The organism is Pseudomonadota bacterium, assembly GCA_036339585.1.
Lineage (GTDB): Bacteria > Pseudomonadota > Alphaproteobacteria > UBA8366 > UBA8366 > UBA8366.
This window is the reverse complement of record JAYZAS010000002.1, coordinates 1-26,602: the sequence shown is the minus strand read 5'-3', so window position 1 is coordinate 26,602 and position 26,602 is coordinate 1. Positions and strand designations below refer to the sequence as shown.

Genomic DNA, 26,602 nt, shown 5'->3' with positions numbered 1-26,602 from the left:
TGTGCCACCCGTCTTTGAAACCCATATTTTAGAGTATTTTTGATCATTCAGGCGAAAATTTTGCGGTTTGGAATAGTATTTTGCCATCAATAGTAATGGTAAATGTGCAGAAATATTGGTATTCGATTGCAAGAATTTCCATGAGTTGTGGAAGCGCACGAGGAGTTGTAGGCTGCAGACTTCATTAATAATTTTCGAGGCTCGCAACTCAGAGAACCTCCGGTCCTTTAATGGGTGATTTAGTGCCAGAAAAATCCCACAAATTTCAATTTGATAAATCTACCCGTGAACTTGCAGAAAGATTGATCAAAAATTATTTAAGTGCCCACATAGGGAAGATTACATTAGCAGTATCTCTTATGTTAATTGTGGCTATTGCAACAGGTGTGCAAGTTAAAATGCTTGAACCCGCCATCAACGAGGTTTTGGGAAAAGGAAATAGAGACCTCGCAATGGCTCTTCCAGTCTTATTCTTCGTTATATCAGTGGTTAAAGGGTTTGCTAGTTATGGGCAGACTATTTTGATGCAAAAGACCGGCCTTAGGGTGGTCGTGGCCATGCAAAACCAGATGTTTCATCGGATTGTTGATGCTGATCTAGCTTTTATTAACAAAGGGGCTACTGGTAAATTAATCTCGCGCTTTACTATTGATTTACTTTTCCTTCGAGATGCTGTGACTAAAGCTTTTACTGGTATAGGGCGCGATCTGATAAAAGTATTGGTTTTAGTAGCAGTGATGATACATACCAACTGGCAACTCGCACTGATGGTGATATTTGTATTTCCAGCCAGTATCTGGCCGATTGTTTATATTGGCAAGAGAATGCGGAGTATTGCTGATCGGACCCAGCAACGACTTGGAGGTATCACCAGTTTTCTTGACGAGGTTTTTAAGGGCATGCGTCAGGTCAAAGCGGATGGAATGGAGGGTTTTGAGCGTCGTAGGGCGGCAGAAGAATTTGAGACGGTTTTTGATCTTCATTACAAGGCCGGCAAAACGAGATCACGAACCTACCCGATTATGGAGATTATGATCGGTATAGCCGGCTCAGGCATTCTTGGATACGCTGGTTACAGAGTCATTACCGGGGATAATGACATTGTTATGGATATAAATGCTGGCCAGTTTGTAACTTTTTTTCTTGCTATGGTGGTTGCCTATCAGCCGGTAAGGGGGCTTGCAAACCTGAATGCAAGTCTTCAGCAAGGAATGGCGGCGGCTGAGCGGGTTTTTTCTATGATTGACTACAAACCGAAAATAGTCAGCGGGCCTGACGCCATTGCTCTCGAAGTAAAAAAAGGTGAGGTGTGTTTCGAGAACATCAGCTTTGCATACGAGGAAGGTAAACAAGCTCTGTCTTCTATCAATTTATTGGCACCCGCGGGGCAAACTGTAGCTTTGGTTGGCCCTTCTGGAGCGGGCAAGTCAACCATTCTCAATTTGATTCCGCGATTTTATGATGCAGACCATGGGCAAATTAACATTGATGGTGTCAATGTGTGCGACGCAACTCTCGACTCGTTGAGGGCACAAATATCTCTTGTCAGTCAGGAGGTAATTCTTTTCAATGATACGGTACGCGCTAATATTGCCTATGGCTGTCCAGGTGCAAAAGAATCTGAAATAATTGAAGCGGCAAAAGCGGCTGCTGCGCATGAGTTTATATCGGAGCTTGCTGACGGGTACGATACAGAGGTCGGTGAGCGGGGAGTGAAGCTCTCAGGTGGGCAACGCCAACGCATCTCAATTGCCCGCGCAATGCTACGGAATACACCAATACTGCTGCTGGATGAAGCTACTTCAGCCCTTGACTCAGCCTCCGAACGAAAAGTGCAACAGGCTCTTGGGCGGTTAATTGATGGCCGAACCACGCTTGTCATAGCGCATCGTTTGTCCACAGTGACCAATGCAGATTTAATCTACGTCCTCAATGAAGGCAGGATTGTCGAACAAGGAACGCATTCGTCCTTACTTGCGGAAGACGGTCTTTATGCTCAATTGTGCCGCATTCAGTTTGAAGATAATAATGCTTTGGGAGGTGATAGAGCTACACGCCAGCAAACCACCTCAACTAGTGCCAACAAGGCTTAAGATGGGTTTAATTAAATCAGTCACGCGGTCGTCTTTGGTACAGGGCATTATATGCTGGTTAATGTTTGCATACATGAGACTGCTGGCATGGACCGGGCGGTGGCAGATTATTGGTCAAGAAGTTCCTGAGTATTGGGTGGAGAAGGGTAAGCCTTTCATCGTGGCCTTTTGGCATGGTCGATTATTGATGATGTTCCTAGCATGGCGATATCCCGATAGGATTCATATTCTGATATCAGGACATCGTGATGGTCGCCTTATTAGTCGAACAATTGGTCACTTTGGCACCAGAACCGTAGTAGGTTCGCGTAGGCACGGTGGGACGAGCGCTGCATTAGGGATTGCGCGGCTACTGAAGAAAGGGAAGGTTGTAGGTGTAACTCCGGATGGACCAAGTGGACCGCGGATGCGCGTAAAAGAGGGGGTTATAACGCTAGCTCATATGTGTGGTGTGCCTATTATCCCTCTCACCTATGCTTGCAGGCCGCGTAAAGTTTTTGAAAGTTGGGACAGATTCAACTTACCTCTTCCATTTTGTCGTGGTGTTTTGATGTGGGGTGCACCAATGGAAATACCCGGCGATGCCGACGCTGGATTAAAAGAATGTTTGCGCCTCGAACTTGAGAATAAACTCCAAGAAATTACAGACTTGGCAGATGGAATGTTGGGCAATCCGAGAACATCGCCAGATGACGCAAATGAAATTGAATTGTCACGGAGAACTGATAGGGCAATATGAGAACTCTTGCTATTTATCGTGTCATCACATTGTTGGCAACGCCGCTTGCTTGTATGTTGCTTAAGCTTCGTTGTGCAAAAGGTAAAGAAGACCTCCTCCGTCTTAAAGAGCGCAAAGGGATTGCTGCGTTTTCGAGGCCTCCCGGCCCTCTTGCCTGGTTGCATGCTGCCAGTGTTGGAGAAGCCCAGTCTGCTTTGGTGCTAATTAACCGTTTACTGGAAGGATATTCTGGCCTGCAGGTTCTCGTGACTACCGGAACAGTTACATCTGCAGGATACCTTGAGGAACGATTACCTTCAGGAGCTTTCCATCAATATTTACCCCTCGACTGTCCGCATTGGGTAAGCCGTTTCCTTGCTCACTGGACCCCCGACATTGCATTTTGGATAGAGTCCGAGTTTTGGCCTAACTTAATCACTGAAACTGTGCAGCGTAATATACCCGCGGTCTTAGTAAATGGGCGGATGTCTGCAAGCGCATTTCGTGCTTGGCAGCGGTTAGGGGGTGTTGCTTTTCGCTTAGTTTCAGGATTTGAAGTTTGTTTGGCCCAAAATGAGCAACAAGCTGGGCGGCTTCGCAAGCTGGGCGCAAATAATGTCCTTTCTCTTGGGAACCTCAAGTATTCGGCTGAACCTCTGAGGTTCGATGCCGCTCGATTAGAATCTTTACAGAATGATATTGGTGGGCGTTCTGTATGGGTGGCTGCAAGTACTCACGCTGGTGAAGAGGTGATGGTATCAAATGCGCACACGGCATTGCTTTCTAAGGTCCCGGACTTGTTGACCATAATAGTCCCACGCCATCCGGGAAGGGCACTCAAAATTGAGACTGAATTAGCACGTCGTGGTCATCAGTGTGTTCGGCGGTCCACGGGGGAAAAGATTACAATTGATACAACGATTTATATTGCTGATACCCTCGGCGAACTCGGTCTCTTTTATCGGCTCGCTAGAATAGCTTTTATTGGGGGAAGTATGGGGCGTCATGGCGGCCACAATCCACTTGAAGCAGCTCAGCTCGGCTGCGCCATTGTACAAGGGCCCGATATGGTAAATTTTCAAGGCGTAGCTGACGCATTACTGGCTGACGGAGGTGCAGTGACAGTTCACGACGCGAAGCATTTGGCCTCAGTTGTAGGACAAATGTTTGAGGATCGCGAACTTTGGTCAGAAAGGACTAGGGCAGCAGAGATGGTTGCAAAGATCAACAGTGACGTGATTGATCGAGTTTGCGATGTAATCAAACCAATAGTCATATCAGCCCTTGGGAATGAAATTGATGCAGATGCCTAATTTTTGGAATGAAAAAGGTATCGTATCAAGCTGTCTGATTCCGGCGAGTTGGATTGTTGCTTCGATAGGCAGGTATCGTCAGCAGATGGGGCTGCCGGAACCTGTCCCGGTACCTCTAATATGTGTCGGAAATCTTACAGTTGGTGGGGCAGGAAAGACCCCAGTTTCAATTGATATAGGTTCTCGTCTACAGGCGAGGGGTGTGCGCAGTCATTTTCTGACCCGCGGTTATAAGGGCCAATTAAAGGGCCCTGTAATGGTAGATATGAAGTTGCACACCTATAAGGATGTTGGTGATGAATCATTGCTTCTTGCCAGGCGTTCGCCTTGTTTTGTATCCACTGATCGACCGGCTGGCGCTCGGGCCGCTGCTGCTAACGGAGCGCAGGTAGTTGTTATGGATGATGGTTTCCAAAATCCAAACATACAGAAAGCGCTTTCACTCGTGGTTGTTGATGGAGGATACGGATTTGGAAATTGCAGAGTAATACCGGCGGGCCCTTTGCGCGAACCGATCAAAGATGGGCTTATGAGAGCAGATGCTATCATATCGATCGGGCCACCGTTTTTAGAAATAGACACAGACAAACCTATTCTACGGGCCAAAATGCAGCCTGTTTTTGGAGACGAAATTGTAGGTAAAAAGGTCATTGCTTTTGCCGGAATAGGTAGACCAGAAAAATTTTTCGAAAGCCTCCGTAAACTGGGAGCCGAGGTAATATCGACTCATTCTTTCCCTGATCACCACCCCTACAGCATTCACGAAATAGAAACAATTTTAGCCAAAAAGGAATGCGATGAAGACCTCATTATTACAACAGAGAAAGACATGGTTCGGTTACCACTGACTACGTTGAAATCGATCATCACACTCCCTGTAGAAATAAAATGGGAGAATGAAGAATTAATTGAGGCACTGCTTAGTAAAGTCGCTTAGTTTCTAGTCCTTGAGCCAGGATGCATCAAAAGTTCAGGGTCCAACCGTCGTTTGAATAGGTTAATGCGCCAATCTAAATGTGGCCCCGTAGCCCTGCCGCTGGATCCTATTGTACCGATTACGTCGCCCCGTGTGATAGGTTGGCCCTCTTTCACGGCTATAGACTTTAGGTGTAACAATGTGGACGAAACACCGTGGCCATGGTCTATTATCACAGTGCCGCCGGACAAATACATATCCTTGTGTACCATTCGTATTATGCCCGAGTTGGGGCTTACAACCTTTGTGCCTGTCGGTGCAGCTATGTCAATACCGTAATGAGGTCTTTTAGGTAAACCGTTGAGAACACGTTGACTACCATATACACCACTTATTCTTCCTTCGGCGGGCCACATCCAATTTTGAAGGAAATGGATAGCTGGCGTATCTATCTCGCGCGCCTTGGATACTAGCTTGGCCTCAAATTCTATCCTAGCTAGCACCTTCCCGGGAGGCGACACTTTAGCAGAGGGTAAACCTACTATCTTTTCTATTTTGTATTTCCGCTCGATGATTGATAAAATCCTATGATGGACTTGACCATTTTTATATATAAGTTTGAGGTGTGCGATTGGTTTTGCATCCCGGTTGAATCCTATAACGAAAATCCCTTCTGGTGAGACACGTATTTTTCTTTCGTTGAAGATAACTATCGTCTCTGCTGTGGTACGACCGATTACAAGACCACCTTGGGTAAAGTTGCCATTGAGTGTGAGAGCCTCTGCCGCACAAGAAAAAAATAAGATGGAACATATCCAACAGATAATATGTTTCAAAGCAGCTCTCCTTGGTGCCCGTTGGGATTAGATGCGACACGGGATTTTTTTCCTTTTTTCTGGAGGTCATCATTAATAACTGCATTTTTTTTCCCGTCGGTGAACTCCACAACGACCTGAGTCCCAGCAGTGGCTGCAGCGGCTGAGGTTATTGGGCTGCCATTTTTGTCCCATATCACTGTATAGCCGCGATCAATGATTCGCCTGAAGGAGACACTCTCAAGAAGTTCGCTGAATGCTTTAAGCTGTTGCACCCGTCGTTGTATTAAGTGTTGTCCTGCCCGGCGCAGTGTTTCAGTTTCTCGCGATAATATTTTGGCGTTATTATTAATGATTTGATGCGGCGGCTTATTATGTCGACCTAATGCCGATAAAGACGCCTCGAGTGCTTTTAGAAGTCGGATACCCCCTTGGTCAAGGCGCTCAATGGCGATATCTAGCCTTTGATTATGGCCTGCTAGTAACATTTTTAGGTCTGGAAGACCGCGGCAGATTCCTTCAAGCCGGATACGATTTTCTTCAGTCCTTCGAACTATAGCTGAGAGATGGCGACGGCCCAAACTTATGACCGCTACTTTAAGCTCGTTCCGCACAGGTACGGCTATCTCCGCTGCTGCAGTTGGCGTCGGCGCTCGTTGATCTGCGGCATAATCTATAAGCGTCGTATCAGTTTCGTGACCTACAGCAGAAATCAGCGGTATCCTAGAATCTGAAACTGCTCGAACTACGATTTCTTCGTTGAAGGGCCACATGTCTTCTAGGCTGCCTCCTCCCCGTGCTACAATCAATAGATCTAGAGGCGGAAACTGATTGTCGCGATTAAAAGCATTGAAACCATTGATAGCATCGGCTATTTGCTGCGCGGCCTTTTCTCCCTGCACGAGTACTGGCCAAAGCAGAATGTCGCGCGGGAAGCGATCATCTATTCTATGCAATATATCTCGGATAACTGCTCCTGTTGGAGAAGTAACTACGCCAATCCGCGTAGGTAAAAAAGGTAAGGGTTGTTTTTTTTCTTCATCAAACAGACCTTCGTAAGCAAGCTTTTTTCGACGGTTCTCTAGCAGCTTGAGGAGGGCACCCTCGCCTGCAATCTCTATTTGCTCTAGGACTATCTGATATTTTGACTGCTGAGCGTAGGTGGTAATTTTTCCTGTCGCTATCACTTCGAGCCCGTCTTCAGGTTTAGCATTTAGGCGACTAACCACACCGCGCCAACAGACGCCACTTATTACGGCGTTGTCATCTTTCAAAGTCATGTACATGTGGCCAGAGGCTGCACGTTTTAAACCTGATATTTCTCCTCGCACACGCACATATCCGTACGAACTTTCGACAGTGCGTTTGAGCGCGGCAGAAAGTTCCGAGACCGAATATTCCGCTTTGTTTGAAACAATGTTACCGTTCATATTCAATATCGGGAAAAGTAATCCATAGTTAAAGCCTATATGATATGTAGAATGTAGGTTTTTTGCAAAGGCAGAACATTAAAATGAAGCTTTTAGTTGTAGGTTCAGGAGGGCGTGAACATTCACTGTGTTGGGCGTTGTCGGGCTCGCCGTTAAGCGAAGTGATATATTGTGCTCCCGGTAACGCTGGGATAGCAGAAGTGGCTGAATGTGTTGACATAGATCAAGATGACGTTGACTCATTGGTTAATTTCACGAAGACAAATCATATTGACTTTGTGATAGTTGGCCCGGAAGCGCCGTTGGTGAATGGATTGGTAGACCGCCTGAAAAATATTGGAGTAAAATGTTTTGGACCAACTGGGTCTGCAGCTCAGTTAGAAGGCTCGAAGAGTTTTACAAAATCGCTTTGCGCGAAGTACAACATTCCAACAGGGTCTTACCGTCACTTTAGCAAAATCGCAGATGCTCGTTCGTACATCAAGGAGAAGGGCGCACCTATAGTTGTCAAGGCTGATGGCTTAGCTGCCGGCAAGGGTGTGACCGTGGCTATGAATGTTCGAGAAGCACTGGCTGCAGCAGAGGATGCTCTTGTTGGGGATCGTTTCGGAAATGCTGGCGCATCCATTGTAGTTGAAGAATATCTTTCCGGAGAAGAAGTCAGTATTTTCGCCCTGTGCGACGGGGATAACGCCTTGATGCTCGCTTCTGCGCAAGATCATAAGGCTGTTGGAGATGGAGACACTGGCCCCAACACTGGTGGGATGGGGGCATATAGTCCGGCACCTATCATGACAGATGCACTTCAGGCAGAAATAGAGGATAAAATTATTTCCCGTACGGTCTCTGCAATGAGATCAGAGGGAATACCTTACACAGGTGTTCTGTTTGCTGGAATAATGATCACTGAGAAAGGACCAAAACTTATTGAATTTAATGTTCGCTTTGGAGACCCAGAGTGCCAAGTGCTCATGATGCGTTTGAAGTCAGACTTGCTACCAGCGCTTATTGCGGCAGCTGATGGCGAACTTAAGGATTTTGATCTTCGCTGGCATCAACAAGTAGCGCTGACGGTTGTACTAGCTTCTAAGGGTTATCCAAATATGTTTAAGCAGCCAACAGAGATTGGCAATCTCAAAAGTATTTCAATGATGAAGGACGTTAAGTTATTCCATGCCGGCACAGCCCTCGACTCAAGAGGAAAACTGCAGGCAGTCGGTGGTAGAGTCTTGAATGTCACTGCTGTAGGCAAAACAGTCACTGAAGCACAACAAAAAGCATATAAAGGAGTCAATGCTATTAATTGGCCTAATGGGTTTTATAGGCATGATATTGGGTGGCGCGCAGTGGAACGTGAAACAAAAAAAATTTAGATTACCGTTTATTTTGAAAAAATGTTGTTAGTAATTTTTGTGATTCGATTTCTTGTATTCCCCCGTAGATTTCGGGCACATGGTGGCAGGTGGAACGTTCAAAAAATTTAATCCCATTTTCTACTGCGCCACCCTTTACATCCATAGCACCAAAATAAAGTCGTCGAAGGCGTGCATGTGAAATTGCGCCGGCGCACATCGTGCACGGTTCAAGTGTCACGTATATATCGTAACCGTCTAACCGTTTTTGACCTAATGCTGCACAAGCCTCGCGAATCGCTAGAATTTCAGCGTGTGCCGTTGGATCATGCAGCCGTTCGACACCATTGCCGGCCCTCGCGATGATTTTACCTGTAGTTCCTTCGACAATGACTGCCCCAACCGGCACCTCATCGCGAGACAATGCGTTCTCAGCCTCGCAAAGTGCAATCTTCATATTCAAAGAATAAAGTCTATTCATTGCTAGAATTTGACTTCATTACGAGTATGTGGTCAAGCAAGCTTATTCATTGCATCTACGCAAATAACGCCATAGTCTTGTTGATACATGGGAAAAATGATGAAGTGGAACGGCCAGCCTGCGCGCATCGCAAAAGTTATCGCTAGGTCTGGGTTGTGTTCGCGTCGGGAAGCTGAGCGCTGGATTAAGGCTGGGCGTGTCGCGATTAACGGCAGAATATGCAAAGATCCAGCAACCAATATTGACACTGTCGTTGGGGTGAAAGTTGATGGGCTTGCATTGCCCGTTAAAGAGCCCGTGCGCGTTTGGCGTTACCATAAGCCAGTTGGTCTGCTGACAACGGAAAGAGACCCGGAAAAACGGAAAACAATATTTGGTTCTTTGCCATCTAGCTTGCCTAGGGTCATATCAGTTGGCCGGCTCGATTTGAATTCTGAAGGTTTGCTATTGCTTACGAATGATGGAGAATTATCGCGTCAATTTGAGTTGCCTTCTATGGGTTGGGAAAGGCACTACCGAGTGCGAGTATTTGGTCGACCACAAAGGGATTCATTGAGAGCGTTAGCGAATGGTATGTCCGTGGCAGGTGTCCGTTATGCTCCCATAGATGTAAAATTAGAGAAACAGTCTGGCGCAAATGGATGGCTTAGAATGACTTTAAGGGAGGGCAAAAATCGCGAAATCCGAAAGGTTTGTGAGTCTTTTGGGTGGCGGGTTAATCGCTTAATCAGGATAGGTTACGGACCGTTTGAGTTAGGTAACCTGAAACGTGGCGAAGTAGATGAAGTGCATTTTGGGAAGTTAGCAGAGTACGTTGGACCAAAAATTATTTCGCGCATGCAGAAAGTCGAGAACAGAGCTAGTCCAAACGATAAAAAAGGTAGGCGAATTTAATGCGCCTCGTGGCAGGGAAACATAAAGGAAGAGCTTTAGTCGCACCTGCGGGCCTTGGAGTGCGCCCCACTAGCGATAAAGTGCGGGAATCTCTTTTTAATATACTAGCTCATGGCGGGTACCGTGCCGGAAAGCAGTCAGTGTTAGAAAACGCAAGCGTACTAGATGCCTTCGCCGGCAGTGGGGCTTTGGGTTTTGAGGCTCTAAGTAGGGGAGCTTCCAAATGTATCTTCATGGAAAAAGCTGAGATCGCTTTAGAAGCGATAAAAAAAAATTCTTTCGAATTGGGCGAATCCTCTCGTGTTCGTGTGCTGCAAACTGACGCGACAAATCCACCTACTAACACGGAACCGGTAGATTTGCTATTTCTCGATCCTCCATATAAAGAGATGTTATTATTGTCGGCACTTACAGGTCTCTTGGCGGCAAATTGGGTTGGAGTGGACACAGTTTGTTGCGCAGAACTTGACGCATATGATGAATATAGCATCCCATCCAACATGGAGTTACTTCTGGAGCGTCAATATGGCGGAACTCGCATATTAATTTTAAAGGTTGCGAGCTAGCGTCTCCCGAATAACTTCTCAATATCTGATAATTGGAGTTTTATATGAGTTGGGCGACCATGATTACACTGAGCCGAGTGAGGTGTAACTTCCATCTCCCGCAAAAGCGCATTCATCTCTGAAGCATTTAGAATACGACCCGCACGAACGCTGCCATGGCAAGCCATTGTACTGCATACCTGTTCGAGTTTTTCCTTAAGGGTGAATGATTCGCCAAATTCACTAAGTTCATCGGCGAGGTCCTTGACTAATTCTTTTATGTTCATATGCCCCAATAGCTCTGGAACTTCACGAACGAGAACTGCGCCCTCGCCAAATGCTTCCAGTGTCAGACCAAACTCTGCCAACTCTGATGAACGATTTGTAAGAAGAACAACTTCTGTTGAAGTGAGTTCGACAACCTCGGGAATTAAAAGGCCCTGCCGCGCCACGCCACTAACCGCCAAGTCTTTTTTTAACCTCTCATAAACTAATCTCTCGTGTGCAGCATGCTGATCGACTATCACAATTCCGTCATGTGTTTCAGCAAAAACATAGGTTCGATGGAACTGAGCGCGCGCCGCTCCCAATGGGAAGGGTAAAGCCATGGATGATGTGTCTGGTTCTGGTGTTCTTGCGGCAGGGTGTAAATCTCTTCTCTCTCCGAGATCGGTTTGAGGATGAAAAGTATCCCTATTAAAAGATTGGGCTGATAATGTGAGATAGTTGGGTTGGCTGCGGTTAGAAGATTTTGGAGAGAGAAAAGTATCGACTGCCGCATAGCTATTGGAGGTAGATGCCTGATGTCCAGCTTCTAAAAGTGCGCGCTTCAACGCTCCAACAACCAAACTGCGCACTGATTTTGGATCCTGAAAACGAACCTCGGATTTTGCGGGGTGTACGTTTATGTCTACAAGGTGTGGGTCAATTTGAAGATATAAGGCGACCAGTGGGTGACGGTTTCGGGCCAGGAAATCTGCGTAGGATCCGCGCACTGCTCCAACTAAAAGTCGGTCAGTGACAGGCCGATTATTAACAAAGAGATACTGCATTGCTGCATTGGCACGATTTAAGGTTGGTACCCCAGCGAAGCCAGTTACTTGCAGTCCATTCCTTTGGGCATCAATTGATAGGGCATTTTCAGCAAATTCAGCGCCCATAACTGCTTTCAGCCGTGCTAAGCGTATAATTACTGGATTACCTTTCTCAGCTACATATCGTAATCTAGGCCGACCATCGACCGTGAGACGGAAACCCACTTCCGGGTGCGACATAGCAATGCGTTTTACAGCTTCGACAATTCGCTGAGACTCGGTTCTTTCAGTGCGAAGAAATTTTAGACGCGCAGGGGTCGCATAAAATAAGTCACGTACCATCGCTGTTGTGCCGCATGGATGAGATGTAGGAGCTGGGCTTTTTGCAACACCGCCCTCTACATTGATCATCCAAGCCGTATCTGCTTTGCCAGTGCGGGATTGCAAAGAAAAACGGCTTACAGCACCAATAGACGGCAGTGCTTCTCCCCGGAACCCAAGCGTTGTGATTGCTTGTAAATTATTATTTGGAAGTTTCGAAGTTGCATGACGTTCTATCGCAAGTTCGAGGTCATCACGGGTCATTCCGACACCATTGTCAACGACTGACAACATTGACTTTCCCCCGTCTCGAACGGTTATTTCGATATCACTCGCACCTGCATCAATACTGTTTTCGACTAATTCCTTTGCCGCGGAGGCGGGTCTCTCAATCACTTCACCGGCAGCGATGCGATTGATAGTTTGTTCGGGTAGGCGCTTGATTAACATTTGTCTGTGAAATTTTTTAGGTATTGTTTTGTTCGCGTTTTACCTTCCTCGACTGCAGGCTGGTTGAACGGATCAATCCCCAGCAAGTCGGCAGTAATTATCGTTTCCAGCATAAAATGCATCATTAAGGCACCTAATGCAGCCGCATTTAGTTCACCTGTGGCTATCGTTCGAACCGGACGGTGTGCAGCCACCAGTGCGTCTATAGTTCCATGCTGGCTGGCATTAATTAAATCCCCCAGTGTCCTTTGTTCCAGCGCGCCGAGGCTAACGTTACCAGTTGCAGAAGGGTTAACAAAAATTCCTATATCCTCATAACCATGCATTATTGCAGTGAATAATTTGTCTGATGGACCATCGAGATACAGTTGTAGTTGGCTATGCTGGTCAACTGTGCCTAAAAAAGGTACTGGGGTCGCGCCGTATCCGTCCTTGCCGATACTCTCAGCCCACAGTTGCCTATACCATTGACCAAACCAAAACAATTTATCGCTGTACAACATCAGAATGTCTGTACCCAATGTTGCGTGCCTCGAAGCGGCTAACTTAAGTGCGGCGCCTTGGGCTGGTGCGCTTTTGTGACGTTTTTTTCGTGCATGAATAAGTGTGGTGGCGGCGCCTTTACGGAACGAACTAATGTCTACACCCGCAATTAACGCTGGCAGAATTCCAACCAACGAAAATGCTGAAAAGCGGCCACCGATATTCGGATCATGATTTAGAATATCGAAGTTTTTTTTGTTTCCTATTTCCCTCAAAGCACTGCTACGTTGTTGCGTGATGATTTTCACCCGGCCAGAAACTTCGCTTGGGGTCAAGCGCGTCTCAAACCATTGTACAAACACGTTGAATTGGGCAAGGGTTTCTGAAGTATCACCTGACTTTGATATTACAAGAACACCTGTGGAGGCGGGATTTATAACAGCAAATAGCTCGGCAAATGTAGCAGGGTCAATATTATCTACGAAATGGAGTTTAGGCTTATTGCTCTTTGCAAGCGCACATATACATTTCCCCCCTAAACTTGATCCACCTGTGCCGAGAATGACAACGTCGGCGAACTCATTTTGGAACAAATGAGCTATTTCCCTTAATTTCGGAAGGTCATCTTTACACTCGACAATTCTCAAAGCGGACGGGATTTCTAACCCTCCGTCTCCACATATCCGAGCAATGCTCTCCTCAAGAAGCATATTATATTTCTCGGTTAGGGGGTTCTTTAACCCCTTAAATGTGTAGCAATTTGAGACATCTTGATCATATAACATTATCATCACCTATAGTGCCCTGAGCCGGAGATTGTGTGCAACAAGGTCTTTGAATCTGGACTGGCAGCGATTAAGCGGCCATGAGAAACGATATTATTGCAGGAAAGTTGGCGAATCGCACTTATCTTGTTCGCTGCTAAAGGCAACTTTTATCAATAAGAGCTATGTAAATCGTCGTTCCCTGTTGACAAAATGAGGTAACAGAGGGTGGGCCGCAAACGCATACGCGGTCACCCGGGCCGAAACCTCGCAATGCTCCCCCCAGCGTTAGTAAGCGCCCGTCATCTGTGCGCATGGCTTGGCAGGTGACGCCCTCTTTTGTCAGTATTCCTTCATAGCAGTCATTTGATGTCGATGGTGGAAGTGTTTTGCTCGCGCCAAATAATCGATACCACCACGAGTCATCCTTTTTTGTAACGGGAGGGGGGGCACTGCCCGGGTTGGTGTCTCCTTTTTGCAAACTGAGCTGTTGGCGGTAATATTGGTCAACCAGCATTGGAGTTTTTCCAGGAATTCTTGAATTCAATTCGCTAGATATTCTTGCAGGACGTTCGTGGTTAACTGAGTTAAATTCGTTTTGATGGCTTGAATCTGTGGTTGTTGGATTTGAGATTGATTGCGTGGTATTTTGCATCGCTGATTGCCGCTTATCGGCCGGCGGAATAGGGTATCCACTTTTGGACTTGTTAGCGAAGTCGGGTCGGAATATCGACTTGGGATTGGTAAGGCAACCAGATAGCAAACATAAAATAAAGAATGCTAGGGGTACTAATTTCATGCGGTAATCTCCTCCCCAAGTTTGAGATACCTATTACGGCGTTGGGCACAGATCTCGTTGCTATTTTGTGATTTTAAATTTTCTAGGGCTGTTTCGATTGCATTTCCCACGGCATTGATGGTGCCGAGCTTGTCTCGGTGTGCCCCTCCTAAAGGCTCATTTACGACTAGATCTATTAGCCCATGTTTTTTTAAGTCTGCGGCTGTCAGGCGCAGCGCCTCAGCTGCTGTTTGCGTGGCGCCTGTGTCTCGCCATAATATCGAAGCGCAGCCTTCGGGTGAAATAACGGAGTAGACGCTGTGTTCTAACATCAGAACTTGATCTCCAGCTGCGATTGCTATTGCACCTCCAGAACCTCCTTCCCCTATTATTATGCTAATCAATGGGACCTTTACGGACAGACAGGTTTCGATACACTTTGCAATAGCCTCCGCCTGCCCCCGCTCTTCAGCGCCGACACCGGGGTATGCGCCTGGAGTGTCCACAAAACTTATGATTGGCAGTCTGAATCGATCTGCCATACGCATAAGTCTATTTGCTTTTCGGTATCCTTCCGGCAGGGGCATGCCAAAGTTGTACTCCACCCTTTCACTTGTATTTGCACCCTTCTCTTGGCCGATTACCATACAACTCTGGTCCCGGAACTTCCCTAAACCGCCTGTTATTGCTTTGTCATCACCAAACTGTCGGTCGCCAGCAAGCGGTGTAAAATCCTTTATCAGTTCGGTTATGTAGTCGACACAGTGTGGGCGTTCTGGGTGCCTTGCAACTTGAACCTTCTGCCACGGTGAGAGATTGTCGTACGTGTGAAATAAAAGCCTCTGTGATTTTTCTTTTAATCGTCCCACCTCCTCCGTGATGTTGATGTCATCATTGTTGGACAAATGGCGTAATTCTTCAATCTTGCCCTCTAAGTCGGCTATCGGCTGTTCAAAATCCAAGAATGTCTTCATATTAGTAATTTCGTTTTTGCTGTTATTAATGTCCTAGCACAGGCTCACTAAAACAACTAGCGAGCCGCTTCATTCCCAAAGATAGTTTTAGAAATTTGTGTGCGCCAGAGGGTGAAAGTCTCCAACAACTTTTCTGAGGCGTTCGTCTAATACATGGGTATATATTTGTGTAGTCGTTAGATCTGAGTGTCCGAGCATTTGCTGAACAGCTCTTAGATCAGCACCGTTTGCGAGCAAGTGGCTGGCAAATGCATGGCGCAGCACGTGCGGACTTACTTTTGTAGGATCAATTTTAGCTTTGAGTGCCAATTCTTTCAACTGTTGCCCCAAACGCTGCCGGGTTAGATGCCCGGCTTTTGAATTTGAGGGAAACAACCATGAGGATTTATTCAATCCTCTTAGGAATCTGCTGCGTACTTTTTTGTAGGCTTTAACTGCCTGCTTTGCTGGTTGTCCAATTGGCACCATACGCTCTTTATTCCCTTTTCCTTGAACTATTAGAACGTCTCTATCGTCCATGACGGAGCTCAAAGGAAGTGAGATCAATTCACTCACCCTGAGACCAGTAGCATACAGCACTTCAAGTAAAGCAGTCAGCCGCAACCCTTTTGGGCTTTCATCCACAGCAGCAGTTTCAAGTAAAAGTGTAACCTGTGCTTCGGACAGTATCTTTGGCAAGTGCTGCCTTTTTTTTGGACCTTGCACAATGGTGCTTGGATTATCTCTTCGTATAGATTCTGCTTGTAAGAACTTGTAATACTGTTTTAGTGCCGACAGCCGTCGGGCTTGCGTAGAGGCAGATATATCGTCGGCACACAACTTACCCATGTAGAGACTCAAATCCTGGGCTGAAGCACTCACTGGCTCTGTTCCCCGACATTCACAGAATGTAGCAAACTCAGTCAAATCGCGTTCGTATGCTTCAATAGTGTTTGGAGCGAGCCCCCGTTCGGCAACTAGCATCTCGAGGAACGTTTCAACGTGGCAGGACTTAAAAGCTTTTGTCATTGGGTCATTTTGAAAAGAGATGAACCCTTTTTACTTCTTGAAGCGGTTATTATCGATTACTTGTTCTACAGATTTAGAGGGTGGTGGGAACTCTCCTGTTGCAAGAAAGACTGCCCCTCCAACAACGGATAAAATAAGCAGAATTACTATAAATTTTGTTAAACGAACCATCTTGTCTAATATCTTGCAGTTGTTTTAACGTCAAAACCTAATGGCCTTAACAAACTTGGCCCGCTACGTACACTAATTATTTTAATCAATGCAATCAATCTAAAGAAATATTGTTCAGCATGCGTGTACTTCTGTCTATAAACTAAGAGAAATGGAAAAGATTGAATTGATCCGATCTGTCTTGCTTGAGCTTTCAAAACCATTGGTTCTTGTTGGCTTGATGGGGGCTGGGAAAACAGCGATTGGGAAGCGTTTGGCGTTGCGTCTAAACTTACCTTTTACGGATGTAGATCAGGAAATAGAGATGGCTGCAGGATGTTCGGTGGCTGATTTTTTTGAAAAATATGGAGAAGCAGAGTTTCGTCATGGTGAACGCCGGGTGCTCTCTCGGTTGTTAGGTGAAGGAGCGGGTATTCTAGCGACTGGCGGAGGTGCATTTATGGACGCAGGTGCTCGGACTGAAATACTGGGACAGGGTATTTCGATTTGGCTTAAAGCTGACTTTGAGACTTTGTGGAAACGAGTCTGCCGGAGGGAGACAAGACCATTGTTGAAAACTTCATGCCCACGGCAAACTCTGTCTCAGCTGCTAGTCAAACGATATCCAGTGTATGCGGAAGCAGATATTACAGTTATTAGCAAAGATGGCTCTTTAGAATCGACGGTTGATGACGTCATTGCAAGTGTTGCAGCAATTTTGGATGAAAGAAGATATGGACAATGAATAATGAAACTGTTTCGGTTGAGCTCGGTGAACGAAGTTACGACATTGTGGTCGGCGAAAACCTAATACAAAATAGTGGAAATATTATTGCGCCTCTACTGCGCCAACCGAGAGTCGTAGTTGTAAGCGATTCAAATGTGGCACCAATCTATAATGACATATTGGCCGAATCTCTCGAATCAGAGGGTATAAGCCACGAAAGTCTTGTGCTCCCAGCCGGAGAAAGCACAAAAAGTTTTAAATATTTTGTGGAACTCGTGGACTGCATTTTAGCATTAGGTATTGAGCGTGGCACATGCCTTGTGGCGCTCGGTGGAGGCGTAATTGGGGATTTAGTTGGATACGTAGCGGCGTCAATACTTCGCGGTATAGATTTTGTCCAGATACCAACGTCATTGCTGGCTCAAGTTGATAGTTCGGTCGGAGGAAAAACCGGAATCAATACCGTTCATGGGAAGAATCTTGTGGGTGCTTTCCATCAGCCACGGTTGGTCCTCTGTGATGTTGGTGTTTTAGATACGCTCCCGGAACGCGAGCTGAAGGCGGGATATGCGGAAGTTGTAAAATATGGGCTGATAGGAGATGAAAAGTTTTTCAACTGGCTTGAGCACAACGGGTCGAAGGTCTGTGCGGGTGACAAAATAAAGCGACAACGCGCCGTAGTTATGAGCTGCAAAGCCAAGGCTAAAATCGTGGTGGAAGATGAGCAAGAAGCAGGCCGTAGAGCATTGCTTAACTTTGGTCACACATTTGGGCATGCATTGGAAGCGGAAGCAGGTTTTAGTGATTTGTTATTGCACGGTGAAGCTGTTTCAATAGGTATGGTAATGGCGCTCACGCTTTCGACCAAGCTCGGTCATTGCAAATCAAACACACAAGTTGCTGCCCGTAACCATCTTCGCAACGTTGGGCTGCCCGTCTCTACGGCTGACAGGCCGTCCGTGAATTGGGATACAGAAGCTCTTCTCAATCACATGGCGAAAGATAAAAAGGTCACGGATGGCATGATGACATTTGTATTGGCCCGTGGCATCGGGCAGGCTTTTCTGAGCCGTGATGTAGAGCGCGAGGTTTTAATTGAAGTTTTGAAGAGCGGAGGTGAACTATGAGTGCGGGGTATTTTCTGGTCACTGAGCACATGGTGATTATTGGGTTCATAACACTGTTGATTGTAGTCTCCGGCTTTTTCTCAGGATCAGAGACCGCACTTACAGCGGCTTCCAACCCACGAATGCATGAACTCGTTCGGAACCAGAGTCGGCGTGCCGAGGTTGTGCTTGCCCTTTTACAGCGAAAAGAACGCCTTATCGGATCAATTTTATTAGGCAATAATCTTGTGAATATATTTGCTTCGGCGTTGGCAACTAGCTTGTTTCTGGACGCGTTTGGAGAGGCAGGAATTCTATATGCCACTGGTGCCATGACTTTAGTTGTCGTTATATTCGCCGAAGTTTTACCGAAAACTTACGCCTTGAGCCATGCTGACCGGATGGCTCTAGCCGTTGCGCCAACGATGCAATTAATAGTGAATTTATTGAGACCTTTTGCTGCAAGCATTAATTTTCTGGTTAGACACTCGCTTAAAATTCTCGGGGTACAACTCTCAAATGCCCAGGTTGAGCAAGAGCGCGAGGAAGAACTGCGAGGGGCGATTGCCCTTCATACTGGGGAACCAGATTTGCGACAGGAGCAGCAGATGCTGCGGGGTATTCTCGATCTCGATGAAGTGGAAGTAGATGAAGTAATCACACATAGACGCAACGTGGAAATGCTTGACTCAGAACTCTCTAATGAAAGCTTGATTGAGGCTGTTCTTGAAAGCCACTATACGAGACTTCCGTTGTTTAAAGGCGAGCCGGAGAATATAGTCGGTGTTGTGCATGAAAAAGCACTTCTTCGCGCCAAGCACTCTAGCGGTTCGGGGTTTTCTGAACTCAAGATTACAGAAATAGCTGGTGATCCGTGGTTTATTCCGAATACTACGACGTTGCTTGAACAGCTCCAGGCATTTCGGGAACGACGCGAGCACTTTGCGCTTGTTGTTGACGAATACGGTGCTTTTCTTGGGATAGTAACTCTCGAAGATATCCTAGAGGAGATTGTTGGTGAGATTGAGGACGAGCATGATCGCGCTTTCCATGGAGTTAAGCCTCAATCAGACGGAACTTTCATTGTGAGTGGATCGGTAACACTTCGTGATTTGTCACGTGATTTTGATTGGAGATTGCCAGATGAACAAGCTGCAACTATCGCCGGGTTGGTGCTTTATGAAGCACGGTCTATCCCAAAAGCCGGGCAGGTATTTCAATTCCATGGTTTCCGCTTTGAGGTTTTGAGACGTCAACGACATCAAATAACATTATTGCGGGTAACTCCGCCGCAATCGCAACCAAACGCTGCCCCTAACAGGGATTAGAATGTTATAACAGATGTATTTCGTCCAGCGATTTGATTAAAACCAAGTGTTTGTTAGTTAATCCATGTAAAGCGAGCTATGTATGTTGCTCTACTTCGTCTGGGGTCAATGTTGAGAGTGATAACGCATGGACCGGACCAGCTAGTTCATCTGCAAGGATCTCGTAGACTTTCCGTTGACGAGATACCAGGTTTTGGCCTTCAAAGGCAGCCGCTGCAACAGTAACGTGAAAATGGCTTTCTCCACCCTCTGGTGCATTTGTGTGGCCTGCGTGAAGGTGCGATTCGTCGACTATTTCAAGCCTGACTGGTTCAAGTGCGGCCTCTAGTTTCTTTTCAATTAACGCTGCTACTGACATTTTCCTTATCCTACTCTGTATTTCGAAAACTACAGGTTTGTCGCTTGTCACATTTAGTTTGACTGTACATATTAGTCTTATGAAGTGGAAAAATAAAAGGATAGAAATTGACGACGAAGTCTCTGGGCGGATCTGTGATCATCCAGATTGCATTAGGTTAGGTGAGTATCGAGCACCTAAGTCACCTAACAGGCTCGGTGATTTTTATTGGTTCTGCCTTGAGCACGTGCGGGCTTACAATTTAAAATGGAATTATTACAAGGATATGCGGGAGCCCGAAATTGAGGCTGAAATTCGCAACGATACTGTTTGGCGGAGGCCAACATGGCCCATGGGTACTAACGTTAGAGCTGCTCGCAACCGTTCACAGCAGCCTAAATTTGACGACTCATTCGGTATTTTTCGGGAATACCGGACTGGGGCCGGCTCTTCGCCTGAATATACGAAATATGATGCCGAATCACGTCGTAGCTTCAGCGTAATGGAAATTAGGCCACCGACAACCTTGACCCAATTGAAATCCCGCTATAAGGAACTCGTGAAGAAGTTACATCCGGATGTTAATGGCGGTGATCCTGCTGCCGAGGAGAGGCTGAAGGATATTAACCAAGCATACGCAAAATTGAAAAAAGTGGTCCTCTCTTAGGATTGTTTTTCAGAAAAATCTGTGGCTTGATAATCAGAAAGCGAATATCAAAATGGCTGTTTCAAATTTAGAAGACCGCGCACGAGCGCATGAATTGGATGTACCGGATAAAGAGATCTCGGTAAAAAAAACCTTTGGCCTCGACACTCCAATGAAAGTACCCGCTTTTTCTGTTGGGTCTGAATATGTTCCCGACATTGATGAAGCATATGTTTTTGATTACGAGACTACAATGGCAATTCTCGCAGGTTTCTCGCACAATAGGCGGGTCATGATACAAGGTTACCATGGCACAGGTAAATCAACACATATAGAGCAGGTAGCTGCACGGCTCAATTGGCCCTGTATTCGGGTAAATTTGGACAGCCATATCAGCAGAATTGATCTAATAGGGAAAGACGCGATTGTAGTAAGGAGCGGTAAGCAAGTAACAGAATTTCGCGAAGGTATACTGCCATGGTGTCTCCAGAACCCATGTGCAATTTGCTTTGACGAATACGATGCTGGCCGACCCGATGTTATGTTTGTGATTCAAAGAGTGCTCGAGGTTGATGGAAAGCTAACCCTTCTTGATCAAAGTAAAGTTGTGAGACCTAACAAATATTTTCGACTTTTTGCAACAGCGAATACCGTTGGGCTAGGTGATACAACTGGGCTTTATCACGGCACCCAACAAATAAACCAAGGGCAAATGGATCGTTGGAATATTGTAACAACGTTAAACTACCTGCCGCATGAACAGGAGGTTGATATTGTTTTGGCGAAGTCGCCCAGCTACAATAATAAAGTTGGCAAGGAAAAGATTGGGGCAATGGTCGCTTGCGCTGAGCTGACCCGCTCGGGTTTTATGAATGGCGATATTTCAACTGTGATGTCACCGCGGACTGTGATTACCTGGGCTGAGAACGCAGAAATATTTTCTGATATTGCACTTGGTTTCCGGATGACATTTCTTAACAAGTGTGATGAGACTGAACGGCCTATGGTGGCTGAGTATTATCAGCGCTGTTTTGGTACAGAATTACCAGAAAGCACTGTATCGGCAACTATATCGTAAATTTGGCGTAGGACGCGCTATGGCTGATAGTGATTCTCCAGTAGAGCAGTTTAAGTATGCGACCGGTGCAGCCTTGCGGGCAATTGCCGAAAAAGAGGATATAGAGGTCACCTATTCAAATGAACCATCGGGCTTAATTGGTGAACGAGCGAGATTGCCTTTTCCAAGCCGTGACCTGCCGCCTGATGAGGTTGCCCATGTGCGTGGGGAAGCAGATTCAATGGCGCTTAAGTTACGCCATCATAATCCTGAGACACATGCGAAAAATATGCCTCGGGGGGATGTTGCTCCCATGCTTTACGAAGCGTTAGAGGAAGCGCGATGTGAAGCTCTTGGTGCCCGCAAAATGCCGGGGCTTGGAGATAATCTGTCGGCAATGTTAGAAGAGCGTTACCGACGTTTGGGTCTTCATCGAATAAATGACCGCACCGAAGCAACCATGCCTGAAGCGCTTAGAATGATGGTGCGGGAGCATCTTACGGGTGCACCACCACCGAGGGCAGCCCAAAAGGTCTGCGAACTATGGGAACCGTGGCTTCGTGAGCGTATTGGCAAAATCATGAATGAGCTTGAAGATCGTATAAACGATCAAACGAGCTATGGTAAAACGGTGTGCCAGTTAATAAAGGACCTTGAAATTGATATTGAAGCGGAGGCCCCCGATGATGGGGAGCCTGACCCTGCAGAAGACGAGCAAGAGAGTGACAAGGATTCTGACCCGGGGCAAGATTCAGAGGGTGAGGCTGATGAAAATGCAGAAGCTATGGCCGATGCTACAGAGCAGACGGGAGGTGAAGAAGATTTCTCAGACATGATGCCTGACGACTTTGAGGATGACTCACAGCCAGCGGATGGAGGGGATGAGGATGGCGAGCCCGGCACCCCATGGAGACCGCAGCATGATCTTTCAAACGTACCTCGCGAACCGTTTTATAAGGCTTTCACTGAAAGTTATGATGAGCTTATAGCAGCAGATGAACTCTGTGACCCCGATGAACTAGTCCGTTTGAGGCAAATGCTTGATCAGCAATTGTTAAATCTGCAAGGTGTCATTGGTAAACTTGCGAACAGATTGCAAAGGAGATTAATGGCAAAACAAATGAGGTCATGGGATTTTGATCTCGAAGAGGGGCTTCTCGACACGGCCCGCCTTGATCGTGTGGTAACCAACCCGCTATATCCGTTGTCATTCAAGATGGAGCACGATACGGAGTTTCGTGACACTGTTGTTACGTTGTTGATAGACAATTCTGGCTCGATGCGTGGTCGTCCAATCACAATTGCCGCGATGAGCGCTGATATTTTAGCCCGCACCTTAGAGCGCTGCGGCGTCAAGGTTGAAATCTTAGGCTTCACTACTCGTGCTTGGAAGGGTGGTCAAAGCCGTGAGAAGTGGATCCACGATGGTAAGACGGCAAACCCTGGCAGGCTTAATGACCTTCGGCACATCATTTACAAAGCTGCTGATGCTCCGTGGCGGCGGGCCCGTAAAAATCTGGGATTGATGCTTCGTGAAGGCTTGCTGAAAGAAAATATAGATGGAGAGGCACTCCTGTGGGCGCATGAACGGCTTCTTGGAAGATCGGAGCAGCGGCGGATATTGATGGTAATATCGGATGGGGCTCCAGTCGATGACTCTACGTTATCGGTGAATCCTGGCAATTACCTCGAACGCCATTTACGTGACATGATTGAGTTTATAGAGCAGCGTTCGCCCGTTGAACTTGTTGCTATAGGTATTGGTCATGATGTTACCCGATATTACAAACGTGCAGTGACAATCGTAGATGTTGATCAATTGGGAGGCACCATGATGGAACAGTTAGCAGATTTGTTTGACGATGACACTCGTGAATTACAAAATAAACGTCCGCGAAGAAAAATCAGTGGATGAAATCAGGAGCTATGGTGCAGCGCAGAACATTCGATATTTAATTGTTCCGTGTTGTCCGACGTCGAAAACTCCTGCCCAAAAGCCAACTGGCAAACCATCCCAAAAAAGCCCCTAATGAAAAATAATATGCACCCTCGACTGTAATTGGCACAGCTGGCCTGAAGGAGTATAAAGTGGGGATAGCTATATCATTGCTGACATGCTGAGCAAACCGCACCGACCTCCATAATGTGTCAGAGGTGTTCAAGTCTTCAAAGGTCCGTTGCAATTTGATTTGTCTTCCTAACAAGCGAGCAAGACTATGACCCTCATTCTGTACGATAGGATCCCCATTTTCTAAGAGGCGACGAATGTATTGAAAACGATTGTTCTGGACTGACGCTGCACGTTGATCCAAATCACTTATTTCGAGTCGAATACCGTCCAGCTGGCCGCCCACCCGTTGAAGGTATTGCTGATAGAATTCAGGGAATTGCGAAAAAAGCGCGCCCAACAGCAATGTTGTGGTAATGGTAAATATTAATTTCATGCTAAATGTATAGCGTGACTTTCGTTCCACGTCTCGAAAGAGTTATTAAATGTCAGACGGCCTAGTAATCGAAAATTTAACCCGCCCCGGTCTGCATCCGACATCTCTTCAGGTAGACAAGGGAAAATGTGTTGCAATACACGGACCATCTGGCTCCGGAAAGAGCCTTTTTTTGAGGGCCGTAGCAGACTTAGATCCTAATAATGGGAAAATTTCTCTTAATGGGGAATCGCGGGCGATGATGTCAGCACCCGAGTGGCGAAAAAAAGCGGCCTACTTGCAACCAGAATCAGCATGGTGGCATGACAAAGTTGAAGCGCATTTTATGCAATTAACAGCAGCAAAGACACTAGCAGAAACATTTGGGCTCCAAGAGGAAATTTTTAATTGGCCAACCAGTCGCCTTTCAACTGGTGAGCGACAACGCCTTTCACTGGCAATGGTGTTGGCATCTAAACCGCCCTTACTTTTATTAGATGAGCCCACTTCTGCTCTGGACTCTAAAAATGCAAATGCAGTTGAACTGGAATTACAAAAACAAATGGATAGTGGCTCGATCATTCTCATGGCGACCCACGATAGGGCCCAAATGCATCGGATGGCATCAGTTGCCTTGACCTTTTGTAGTGGTAAGACAAAGACGGAGCAATTGTGAATACTGAAACAATATTTCTAACGTATACAGAGCTTGCTGTCGCCGCATCGCTACTGCTTGTAAATGCCATTTTATCTCTCTGTTTTGGCCTTGGTCTTGAAAAACGATTGTTAATTGCCACTGCCCGTATGATTACCCAGTTTGCTTTAATTGGTCTGGTGCTTGTTTGGCTTTTTGATAATGTATCTCTTTTATTCACCGGTTTAGCGGCTTTAATAATGATAATATTCGCAGGCAGAGAGTCTGTTGCCCGACAAGATAGGCGCTTTGTTGGATGGTGGAGCCTTGGTATTGGTATTAGTTCAATGGCTTTAGCTGGAATGTTAGTGACAATCTTCGCCTTAGCCCAGATACGACCAGACCCTTGGTACCATCCTCAGTACGCTATTCCTCTACTCGGACTGATCTTAGGTAATGCTATGAATGGAGTTAGCCTTGGGCTTAATAATCTCACAAATGGTGCTGCCCGAGAAAAGTTAGCAATCGAAACGAGGCTCAGTCTTGGTCAATCACGAGATGAGGCACTTCGTCCAATAGTGCGGGAGGCACTTCGTACCGCCATGTTGCCAATTATAAATTCGATGGCGGCTGCGGGGATTGTGTTTTTGCCAGGCATGATGACTGGACAGATACTCGCCGGTGTTGATCCGGAGGAGGCTGTGAAATACCAACTGCTAATTATGTTTATGGTTGCGGGGGGCACCGCTTTCGGTTCTCTATTTGCGATATTAGGCGGCGCAAGACTTTTGAGTGACTCCCGGCATCGACTTCGGCTTGACCGATTACGGTTATTCAAGAGTGACTGATCATAATATGAAAAAGTTCGTTAATTTGATTGAATAGCCGCCTTGGTATTGGGAAGGAAAAGCACAGCGCAAAAGATTGCTGATGCTCCGATCCCCATTAAAACAAATAATCGGGTGAAGCCCCAATTAGCGTGGATATAGGATAAAGCTGGTATGGTTGTCGCCATCACCGCAAAGGTTACTATGTAGCGCGCCGAGAATGCTCTCGACCTCCATTCACTTTTCGCAACACGGCCAACTAAAACATCATTTATCGGAATTTGACCGAAGACAACAAGCATAAAACATACAGCTACAATGAGTGCTTGCACACCCTCAAGATTCAACATTAATCCGAAAAAAACTGCCTGTAATGCAGCCACTATCGCAAAAACTAGACGTGCGGAGTAACGGTCTACAGTAAATCCCACGATCAGTTGGGCAAAAGAGGCAATTGCAAATACTGCAAAAGACCACCAGCCTATTTCTCGGCCACTTGCAGCAAAACCCGTGAGGCGCTCATCAAATATTTTGGGAAGGGCGAAAGTTGTACTTTGAAATATGAAACTCCCTATTGCGGCTGTGAAGAAAATTATTGCAAAGACACGGCAAAGAAGATTCCGATCCAAATTAAGAATAGAGGCGTCTACCGAAGCTTTTTTCTCTGCGGAAATTACTCCCGGATCAGGCCCAGCGCGCAAAAATATGGTATACGCAATGCCAACGGTAAAACAAGCAGCGCCCGGGATGAAGAAGGCGGCACGCCAACCGGAATATTCAATCAAAAAGAGGGTTACCAAAGGGGCAGCTGCAACACCAAGATTGCCAAATATGCCATTAACCGCCAAAGGAACACCTGTATTGACCTTCCCTTCTACCACGAGCGCCAACCCAACGGGGTGATATATAGCCCCCATAACGCCGATAAGAAATACCGCACCACCAAGTTGAATGGGCGTTTGTGCAAGAGCAGCTAGCATTGAAGCCAGACCCATGCC

At 46.4% G+C, this 26,602-nt stretch carries 26 protein-coding genes; 15 read left to right on the top strand and 11 right to left on the bottom strand.

What is annotated here, in order from left to right; genetic code table 11:
• Positions 1-242 precede the first annotated feature (242 nt).
• Genes VX941_01780 through lpxK form a run of 4 tightly spaced genes read left to right on the top strand, consistent with a single transcriptional unit; the run spans position 243 to position 5,061 of the window.
• Positions 243-2,093, top strand: coding sequence for an ABC transporter ATP-binding protein (locus tag VX941_01780; protein MEE2932135.1), 1,851 nt, complete (start codon positions 243-245; stop codon positions 2,091-2,093).
• Positions 2,029-2,832 (top strand): lysophospholipid acyltransferase family protein, encoded by an 804-nt coding sequence (locus VX941_01775; GenBank protein ID MEE2932134.1) that lies wholly within the window; start codon positions 2,029-2,031, stop codon positions 2,830-2,832. Before VX941_01780 ends, VX941_01775 begins: the two co-directional genes overlap by 65 nt.
• The gene (locus VX941_01770; GenBank protein MEE2932133.1) at positions 2,829-4,124 is read left to right on the top strand and encodes a 3-deoxy-D-manno-octulosonic acid transferase; all 1,296 of its coding nucleotides are present in this window, start codon (positions 2,829-2,831) and stop codon (positions 4,122-4,124) included. Before VX941_01775 ends, VX941_01770 begins: the two co-directional genes overlap by 4 nt.
• On the top strand, positions 4,111-5,061 hold the full coding sequence (gene lpxK / locus VX941_01765; protein MEE2932132.1) for a tetraacyldisaccharide 4'-kinase: 951 nt from the start codon (positions 4,111-4,113) through the stop codon (positions 5,059-5,061). Before VX941_01770 ends, lpxK begins: the two co-directional genes overlap by 14 nt.
• Here lpxK and VX941_01760 read toward each other — a convergent pair.
• Together VX941_01760 and xseA are read right to left on the bottom strand one after the other, a co-directional pair.
• Positions 5,058-5,876 carry a M23 family metallopeptidase gene (locus tag VX941_01760; protein MEE2932131.1) on the bottom strand — a complete coding sequence of 273 codons (819 nt, stop codon included), beginning with the start codon at positions 5,874-5,876 and terminating at the stop codon, positions 5,058-5,060. The genes lpxK and VX941_01760 overlap by 4 nt on opposite strands.
• Complete coding sequence (xseA, locus tag VX941_01755) at positions 5,873-7,285, bottom strand: exodeoxyribonuclease VII large subunit (GenBank protein ID MEE2932130.1); 1,413 nt, start codon at positions 7,283-7,285, stop codon at positions 5,873-5,875. The genes VX941_01760 and xseA overlap by 4 nt, the downstream gene beginning before the upstream one ends.
• An 83-nt stretch (positions 7,286-7,368) precedes the next feature.
• Here xseA and purD point away from each other — a divergent pair, with 83 nt between their 5' ends.
• A complete protein-coding gene (gene purD, locus VX941_01750; protein MEE2932129.1) occupies positions 7,369-8,658 on the top strand; it encodes a phosphoribosylamine--glycine ligase in 1,290 nt (429 codons plus the stop codon).
• Between the two features lies 1 nt (position 8,659).
• Here the strand turns inward: purD and VX941_01745 are convergent, their stop codons facing one another.
• Positions 8,660-9,118 (bottom strand): nucleoside deaminase, encoded by a 459-nt coding sequence (locus VX941_01745; protein MEE2932128.1) that lies wholly within the window; start codon positions 9,116-9,118, stop codon positions 8,660-8,662.
• Positions 9,119-9,217: 99 nt separating this feature from the next.
• Between VX941_01745 and VX941_01740 the strand changes: the two genes are divergently transcribed.
• Together VX941_01740 and rsmD are read left to right on the top strand one after the other, a co-directional pair.
• A complete protein-coding gene (locus VX941_01740) occupies positions 9,218-10,012 on the top strand; it encodes a pseudouridine synthase (GenBank protein ID MEE2932127.1) in 795 nt (264 codons plus the stop codon).
• Positions 10,012-10,578: a 16S rRNA (guanine(966)-N(2))-methyltransferase RsmD gene (gene rsmD / locus VX941_01735; protein MEE2932126.1), complete on the top strand. Its 567-nt coding sequence runs from the start codon at positions 10,012-10,014 to the stop codon at positions 10,576-10,578. Before VX941_01740 ends, rsmD begins: the two co-directional genes overlap by 1 nt.
• Here the strand turns inward: rsmD and mutL are convergent.
• The 5 genes from mutL to xerD form a co-directional block, all read right to left on the bottom strand.
• On the bottom strand, positions 10,575-12,362 hold the full coding sequence (gene mutL / locus VX941_01730) for a DNA mismatch repair endonuclease MutL (protein MEE2932125.1): 1,788 nt from the start codon (positions 12,360-12,362) through the stop codon (positions 10,575-10,577). The two genes, rsmD and mutL, sit on opposite strands and share 4 nt — an antisense overlap.
• Positions 12,356-13,630 (bottom strand): glucose-6-phosphate isomerase, encoded by a 1,275-nt coding sequence (locus VX941_01725; GenBank protein MEE2932124.1) that lies wholly within the window; start codon positions 13,628-13,630, stop codon positions 12,356-12,358. The genes mutL and VX941_01725 overlap by 7 nt, the downstream gene beginning before the upstream one ends.
• Positions 13,631-13,766: 136 nt before the next feature.
• On the bottom strand, positions 13,767-14,408 hold the full coding sequence (locus tag VX941_01720; GenBank protein MEE2932123.1) for a hypothetical protein: 642 nt from the start codon (positions 14,406-14,408) through the stop codon (positions 13,767-13,769).
• Positions 14,405-15,361, bottom strand: coding sequence for an acetyl-CoA carboxylase carboxyltransferase subunit alpha (locus tag VX941_01715; GenBank protein MEE2932122.1), 957 nt, complete (start codon positions 15,359-15,361; stop codon positions 14,405-14,407). Before VX941_01715 ends, VX941_01720 begins: the two co-directional genes overlap by 4 nt.
• Before the next feature lie 87 nt (positions 15,362-15,448).
• The gene (gene xerD, locus VX941_01710; protein ID MEE2932121.1) at positions 15,449-16,369 is read right to left on the bottom strand and encodes a site-specific tyrosine recombinase XerD; all 921 of its coding nucleotides are present in this window, start codon (positions 16,367-16,369) and stop codon (positions 15,449-15,451) included.
• 322 nt (positions 16,370-16,691) lie between these two features.
• Between xerD and VX941_01705 the strand changes: the two genes are divergently transcribed.
• Genes VX941_01705 through VX941_01695 form a run of 3 tightly spaced genes read left to right on the top strand, consistent with a single transcriptional unit; the run spans position 16,692 to position 19,680 of the window.
• Positions 16,692-17,264: a shikimate kinase gene (locus tag VX941_01705; GenBank protein MEE2932120.1), complete on the top strand. Its 573-nt coding sequence runs from the start codon at positions 16,692-16,694 to the stop codon at positions 17,262-17,264.
• A complete protein-coding gene (gene aroB / locus VX941_01700; GenBank protein ID MEE2932119.1) occupies positions 17,261-18,373 on the top strand; it encodes a 3-dehydroquinate synthase in 1,113 nt (370 codons plus the stop codon). Before VX941_01705 ends, aroB begins: the two co-directional genes overlap by 4 nt.
• On the top strand, positions 18,370-19,680 hold the full coding sequence (locus VX941_01695) for an HlyC/CorC family transporter (GenBank protein MEE2932118.1): 1,311 nt from the start codon (positions 18,370-18,372) through the stop codon (positions 19,678-19,680). Before aroB ends, VX941_01695 begins: the two co-directional genes overlap by 4 nt.
• 76 nt (positions 19,681-19,756) lie before the next feature.
• Here VX941_01695 and VX941_01690 read toward each other — a convergent pair whose 3' ends face one another.
• Positions 19,757-20,038, bottom strand: a complete 282-nt coding sequence (locus VX941_01690; protein MEE2932117.1) for a BolA family protein — start codon at positions 20,036-20,038, stop codon at positions 19,757-19,759.
• Positions 20,039-20,117: 79 nt separating this feature from the next.
• On the opposite strand from VX941_01690, the gene VX941_01685 reads away from it, so the two are divergent.
• The 3 genes from VX941_01685 to cobT are packed head-to-tail and all read left to right on the top strand — an operon-like array spanning position 20,118 to position 23,635.
• Entirely contained in the window at positions 20,118-20,684 is a 567-nt protein-coding gene (locus VX941_01685; protein MEE2932116.1) for a J domain-containing protein, read from the top strand.
• 52 nt (positions 20,685-20,736) lie between these two features.
• A complete protein-coding gene (gene cobS / locus VX941_01680; protein ID MEE2932115.1) occupies positions 20,737-21,741 on the top strand; it encodes a cobaltochelatase subunit CobS in 1,005 nt (334 codons plus the stop codon).
• A 19-nt stretch (positions 21,742-21,760) separates the two neighbouring features.
• Positions 21,761-23,635 carry a cobaltochelatase subunit CobT gene (gene cobT, locus VX941_01675; GenBank protein MEE2932114.1) on the top strand — a complete coding sequence of 625 codons (1,875 nt, stop codon included), beginning with the start codon at positions 21,761-21,763 and terminating at the stop codon, positions 23,633-23,635.
• 37 nt (positions 23,636-23,672) lie between these two features.
• Here cobT and VX941_01670 read toward each other — a convergent pair whose 3' ends face one another.
• Complete coding sequence (locus tag VX941_01670) at positions 23,673-24,164, bottom strand: DUF2937 family protein (GenBank protein MEE2932113.1); 492 nt, start codon at positions 24,162-24,164, stop codon at positions 23,673-23,675.
• A 49-nt stretch (positions 24,165-24,213) separates the two neighbouring features.
• Between VX941_01670 and VX941_01665 the strand changes: the two genes are divergently transcribed.
• A complete protein-coding gene (locus VX941_01665; GenBank protein MEE2932112.1) occupies positions 24,214-24,819 on the top strand; it encodes an ABC transporter ATP-binding protein in 606 nt (201 codons plus the stop codon).
• Complete coding sequence (gene fetB / locus VX941_01660) at positions 24,816-25,625, top strand: iron export ABC transporter permease subunit FetB (GenBank protein MEE2932111.1); 810 nt, start codon at positions 24,816-24,818, stop codon at positions 25,623-25,625. Before VX941_01665 ends, fetB begins: the two co-directional genes overlap by 4 nt.
• Before the next feature lie 20 nt (positions 25,626-25,645).
• On the opposite strand, the gene VX941_01655 is transcribed toward fetB, so the two are convergent.
• Positions 25,646-26,602, bottom strand: a 957-nt coding sequence (locus VX941_01655; GenBank protein MEE2932110.1) for an MFS transporter, incomplete at its 5' end; no start/stop codon positions are given.

What these genes read in the sequence shown, in the direction of transcription:
- VX941_01775 (MEE2932134.1), top strand. Translation starts at nt 2,029, where the DNA reads ATGCTTTGGGAGGTGATAGAGCTACACGCCAGCAAACCACCTCAACTA.
- VX941_01770 (MEE2932133.1), top strand. Translation starts at nt 2,829, where the DNA reads ATGAGAACTCTTGCTATTTATCGTGTCATCACATTGTTGGCAACGCCG.
- lpxK (MEE2932132.1), top strand. Translation starts at nt 4,111, where the DNA reads ATGCAGATGCCTAATTTTTGGAATGAAAAAGGTATCGTATCAAGCTGT.
- xseA (MEE2932130.1), bottom strand. Translation starts at nt 7,285, where the DNA reads ATGAACGGTAACATTGTTTCAAACAAAGCGGAATATTCGGTCTCGGAA.
- purD (MEE2932129.1), top strand. Translation starts at nt 7,369, where the DNA reads ATGAAGCTTTTAGTTGTAGGTTCAGGAGGGCGTGAACATTCACTGTGT.
- VX941_01745 (MEE2932128.1), bottom strand. Translation starts at nt 9,118, where the DNA reads ATGAATAGACTTTATTCTTTGAATATGAAGATTGCACTTTGCGAGGCT.
- VX941_01740 (MEE2932127.1), top strand. Translation starts at nt 9,218, where the DNA reads ATGAAGTGGAACGGCCAGCCTGCGCGCATCGCAAAAGTTATCGCTAGG.
- rsmD (MEE2932126.1), top strand. Translation starts at nt 10,012, where the DNA reads ATGCGCCTCGTGGCAGGGAAACATAAAGGAAGAGCTTTAGTCGCACCT.
- mutL (MEE2932125.1), bottom strand. Translation starts at nt 12,362, where the DNA reads ATGTTAATCAAGCGCCTACCCGAACAAACTATCAATCGCATCGCTGCC.
- VX941_01725 (MEE2932124.1), bottom strand. Translation starts at nt 13,630, where the DNA reads ATGTTATATGATCAAGATGTCTCAAATTGCTACACATTTAAGGGGTTA.
- VX941_01720 (MEE2932123.1), bottom strand. Translation starts at nt 14,408, where the DNA reads ATGAAATTAGTACCCCTAGCATTCTTTATTTTATGTTTGCTATCTGGT.
- VX941_01715 (MEE2932122.1), bottom strand. Translation starts at nt 15,361, where the DNA reads ATGAAGACATTCTTGGATTTTGAACAGCCGATAGCCGACTTAGAGGGC.
- xerD (MEE2932121.1), bottom strand. Translation starts at nt 16,369, where the DNA reads ATGACAAAAGCTTTTAAGTCCTGCCACGTTGAAACGTTCCTCGAGATG.
- VX941_01705 (MEE2932120.1), top strand. Translation starts at nt 16,692, where the DNA reads ATGGAAAAGATTGAATTGATCCGATCTGTCTTGCTTGAGCTTTCAAAA.
- aroB (MEE2932119.1), top strand. Translation starts at nt 17,261, where the DNA reads ATGAATAATGAAACTGTTTCGGTTGAGCTCGGTGAACGAAGTTACGAC.
- VX941_01695 (MEE2932118.1), top strand. Translation starts at nt 18,370, where the DNA reads ATGAGTGCGGGGTATTTTCTGGTCACTGAGCACATGGTGATTATTGGG.
- VX941_01690 (MEE2932117.1), bottom strand. Translation starts at nt 20,038, where the DNA reads ATGTCAGTAGCAGCGTTAATTGAAAAGAAACTAGAGGCCGCACTTGAA.
- VX941_01685 (MEE2932116.1), top strand. Translation starts at nt 20,118, where the DNA reads ATGAAGTGGAAAAATAAAAGGATAGAAATTGACGACGAAGTCTCTGGG.
- cobS (MEE2932115.1), top strand. Translation starts at nt 20,737, where the DNA reads ATGGCTGTTTCAAATTTAGAAGACCGCGCACGAGCGCATGAATTGGAT.
- cobT (MEE2932114.1), top strand. Translation starts at nt 21,761, where the DNA reads ATGGCTGATAGTGATTCTCCAGTAGAGCAGTTTAAGTATGCGACCGGT.
- VX941_01670 (MEE2932113.1), bottom strand. Translation starts at nt 24,164, where the DNA reads ATGAAATTAATATTTACCATTACCACAACATTGCTGTTGGGCGCGCTT.
- VX941_01665 (MEE2932112.1), top strand. Translation starts at nt 24,214, where the DNA reads ATGTCAGACGGCCTAGTAATCGAAAATTTAACCCGCCCCGGTCTGCAT.